The following is a 3,596-nucleotide window of genomic DNA, read 5'->3' as shown; positions in this document are numbered from 1 at the left end:
TTTCTGAAGATGGTAAATTCAAAGCTAATTCATCAACCGCTAAATTCACTATCTCCAAATATGCTTCACAAGTAAGCATTTCTGTTGGAGAAAGCTACAATGTTGGTGATGATTTCACAATTGCCATTGTAAACAACACTGCTGCTAGTGTAACCATTAATGGTAATGTATACGCTGTTAAAGCTGACGGTACTGTTGATGTTGACACTACAAAATTGGCAGCTGGCGAATACACTGTTGTTGCAAGTATTGCTGAAAACGATAAGTATTTGGCTAACTCTTCAACTGCAACATTTAAATTAAGTAAAGTTGAAACTCCTGCAAATGACACTACAATTCCTGTAGATGGTGCTGCAAAAGAGTCTAAAATACCAACTTACTCAATCAACTTACCTAATGATGCAACAGGTACCTTGACTGTCACTATAGATAATAAAAACTATACTGCAATTGTGACTAACGGTAAGGCATCTGTAAGTGTGCCTAATTTACCTGCGGGAAACTACAAAGTTACTATTGCATACTCTGGTGATGACAAATATTCACCAATAGTTAAAAACACTACCACAACTGTTGTTGTTGATCCAAAAGTTGTTGCAAAACAGACATCTGCTTTATACACTGCCAAATACTCAGTAACCGTTTACGGTAAAGACGATAAGGTTGCCAAAAACACAAATGTAGTATTCTATATTAATGGTAAAAAGGTTAAAACAGTTAATACCAGCACAAATGGTGTTGCAACATTTAACATACCATCTAACTATTTACCTAATAAGAAATACACAATAAAAGCTGTTGCTTTAGGCAAATCCGCCTCTAAAAAAGTAACCATAAAACAGATTGTAACCCTTAAAACAGTTAAGTTTAAAAAATCAGCTAAAAAAGCTGTTGTTTTAACCGCTACACTTAAAAAAGTCAATGGTAAATACCAAGTTGGTAAGAAAATCACATTCTACTTCAAAGGTAAAAAGGTTAAAACAGTTAAAACAGGTAAAAAAGGCGTTGCAAAAGTTACCCTTAAAAAGTCACTTTACCGCAATCTTAAAGTCGGTAAAATTGTTTCTTATAAGGCAGTATACTTAAAAACAAAAGTTGTAAAGAAAGCAGAAATTAAAAAATAGAGGAATTCATTTCCTCTTTTATTTTTTTTTTAAATTTCTAAAAAACTTATTAGTCAATTGCTATTTTTTCAATAATTTATACAATATTTAATATTTTTTAAGTTTTTTCTGAATATTATGGGAGTGTAAAAAATTTAACTGAGGGTATAACATTCATTGTATGTAACTTTTACTATTTTTATGGGCAGTAATTATTGTAAAACTGCTGGAATTAATTGTTATTCTAATGCCATCAACATTAACATAATAATTTTTGCCTTCTTTAGTAACAACGGCATTATCCTGTTTCAATTTTGAAATACAATAATTCACAGGTTCTTCACTGATTCCCAAATTTTTCTGTATTCTTCCGATTCCCATTTCGGTAGTATGAATCTTGTCAACATTTTCAAGTAAAGTTCTCTTGTGCATTTCATCACCCATTTTTTGCATCTTAGTATTGTCTATAACTATTTATTTATATGTCGCATACCTATTTAGTATTATGTCATTTTTAAAATTTATTCTTAAAAATCCATTCAGGAGGCGAACCAGTGCAATTCTGGCAATTGTAGGTATTGCAATTGGAATAGTAGTAATAGTCGCTCTTGGTGGAATCACAGATGGGTTAGTAAATACCTTTGAAGATACAATTCATGCGGGAGGTGCTGATTTTTCAATTTCCGGAAAGGAAACTGGAGATTCTGCATATGGAACCAACACCATCGATGCAAACTGGACTGAAAAGATTGCAAATGTCTCAGGTGTTGAGGAGGCATATCCGATTTATGTTGTACTGACTTCGGTTGGAGACGATTATATGAATACTGTGATTGGAATTGATCCTAACGGCACTACCTTGGCAGACATTTCCATGAAGGAAGGAAGACTCTTCAAGGACAATGAATCAGAAGCAATTATGGGAGAAATCTATGCCGATGACAATGACTATAAGGTTGGAGATTCCATCAAAATCGACGGTGAAGAGTTTGAGATAGTGGGAATCTATGAAACCGGGGACCAGAATATGGCCGGAGGAGTGTTTACTTCAATTTCCAAGGTGGGGGAACTGATGGATGATGAGGATTCAATCTCAAACATCTATGTTAAAGTCGAAAAAGGCGAAGACCCTCAGGTCGTTGCAGACAGAATCGATGAGAAATACGGTGATGATATAGCAACAATAACCTCAGTAATGGAAATGCAGCAGATGGGAGACATGCTCAACATGCTTCAGGCATCTACATGGGCAATTTCACTTCTGGCAATTGTTGTCGGAGGTCTTGGAATCATCAACACAATGCTGATGTCAGTGTTTGAAAGGACACGTGAAATAGGAGTTTTAAAAGCTGTTGGATGGTCAGACAGGAAGATCCTCACAATGATTGTCGGGGAATCTTTGGTCATTACAATCGTCTCTGCAATCATCGGATCTGTAATCGGATTTTTGGCATGCACACTCTTAGGTCCGCAGATGGGAATCAACCCTCTATTTACACCTAAGATATTCATCCAGGCATTTGGAATTGCAATTATCGTTGGAATCATCGGAGGACTTTATCCTGCAATAAAGGCGGTAAAACTGCCTCCGACAGAAGCGTTGAGGTATGAGTAAGGTGAAACTATGAATGCGGTAGAAATAAAGGATTTGTATAAAAGCTATGAAGTCGGCAAAATCAAGGCATTGAACGGAATCAACCTCACAATCGCCGATGGGGAATTTGTATCAATTATCGGTCCGTCAGGTTCCGGCAAATCAACGCTGTTGAACATGCTTGGTGCACTGGACGTTCCGGATTCAGGTTCAATAAGCGTTGCAGGCCATGATTTAAAGACTTCCAAAAAGTTAAATGAGTTTCGAGCTGAAAGCATTGGATTCATTTTCCAGTTGCATAATCTGATTCCAAACATTTCTGTTGCGGAAAACATTGAAATTCCGATGTTTACCCAAAAGTTGTCATCAAAGGAAATGAGAAATCGTGCATTGAAGTTGCTTGACGATGTGGGCCTTAAGGACAAGGCAGACATGCTGCCGAACAAGTTGTCAGGCGGTGAACGTCAAAGGGTAGCAATTGCCCGTGCACTTGCAAATAATCCTTCAATAATATTGGCAGATGAACCAACAGGATCACTGGATTCAAAGACAAGTAGCAAAATCCTCAAGCAACTAATCGATTTGCATAAAGATAAGAATGTAACATTGATTATTGTAACTCATGATATGGATGTGGCCAAACTTGCAGACAGGGTTATTGAAGTTCTTGACGGTGAGATAATATCTGCAGGTGATGAATCATTGATATACAGTAAAATTGATGTTTAATATTTCAATTTTATTTCTTTCTTTTTTTGGCTTTGTAGAAATCCTATTTGATTTTTGCAAAAATTTTTTAAAAATCTATTTTTATTTCTATTTTTACTCAAAATCTCTTAAAATAATCTAATTATTATTTATTTTAAGTTACACTTGAAATTTCACATCGATTAGAAAAA

General features: G+C 35.5%; 4 protein-coding genes. 3 read left to right on the top strand and 1 reads right to left on the bottom strand.

The genetic code is table 11. From position 1 onward, the window contains the following. Positions 1 to 1,124 (top strand): Ig-like domain-containing protein (locus ACKI2P_RS11280; protein ID WP_407377634.1); only part of this gene is annotated, 1,124 nt, incomplete at its 5' end. Positions 1,125 to 1,277: 153 nt separating this feature from the next. Here ACKI2P_RS11280 and ACKI2P_RS11275 read toward each other — a convergent pair. After that, a complete protein-coding gene (locus ACKI2P_RS11275; RefSeq protein WP_407377632.1) occupies positions 1,278 to 1,535 on the bottom strand; it encodes a DUF3781 domain-containing protein in 258 nt (85 codons plus the stop codon). Between the two features lie 73 nt (positions 1,536 to 1,608). Here ACKI2P_RS11275 and ACKI2P_RS11270 point away from each other — a divergent pair, with 73 nt between their 5' ends. Together ACKI2P_RS11270 and ACKI2P_RS11265 are read left to right on the top strand one after the other, a co-directional pair. Further along, a complete protein-coding gene (locus ACKI2P_RS11270) occupies positions 1,609 to 2,718 on the top strand; it encodes an ABC transporter permease (RefSeq protein WP_407377631.1) in 1,110 nt (369 codons plus the stop codon). Between the two features lie 9 nt (positions 2,719 to 2,727). Continuing rightward, positions 2,728 to 3,426, top strand: coding sequence for an ABC transporter ATP-binding protein (locus ACKI2P_RS11265; RefSeq protein WP_407377630.1), 699 nt, complete (start codon positions 2,728 to 2,730; stop codon positions 3,424 to 3,426). Positions 3,427 to 3,596: the final 170 nt, after the last annotated feature.

This window comes from Methanobrevibacter sp., assembly GCF_045541095.1.
In the GTDB taxonomy this organism is placed as follows: Archaea; Methanobacteriota; Methanobacteria; order Methanobacteriales; family Methanobacteriaceae; genus Methanocatella.
The sequence above is the reverse complement of the archived record's forward strand: the minus strand, read 5'-3'. Positions and strand labels throughout refer to the sequence as shown.